The sequence below is a fragment of the Cellulomonas sp. P4_A2 genome (assembly GCF_056402515.1).
The window spans coordinates 1-378 of the sequence record NZ_JBFUHG010000204.1; the positions used below are offsets into that span (position 1 = coordinate 1).

At 64.6% G+C, this 378-nt stretch carries 1 protein-coding gene; it reads right to left on the reverse strand.

Annotated elements, in window-relative coordinates:
- A partial coding sequence (locus AC1DUE_RS20730; protein ID WP_477041279.1) for an extracellular solute-binding protein occupies positions 1 to 378 on the reverse strand: 378 nt, incomplete at both ends.

The window sequence follows — 378 nt, forward strand, 5'->3', positions numbered from 1 at the left end:
CAGCAGGGTGACGTGCCAGGGGCCGCCGAAGAACATCGGGACGCGGCCGTTGCCGAAGTCCTTCACCACGTCGTAGCCGGGCGCCACGGACTTGTTGGAGAGGCCCTTGTCGAAGTACGAGCCGTACTCCTTGAGCGCCTTGACGGCCTCGGGGCTGTCGATGACGGCTTCGCCCTTGTCATTGACGATCTCGCCGCCGGCCGAGTACAGGAAGGAGTAGAAGTTCTGCACCGTGTCCAGGCCGCTGGGCTGGATGGACAGGCCCCACTTGGTACCGGCCTTCTTCTGGTAGGCGGTGGCGAGGTCCTGCATCTCCTTCCAGTTGGTCGGAGCCTTGTCGATGCCCGCCTTCTCGGCCAGGTCGGTGCGGTAGTAGAG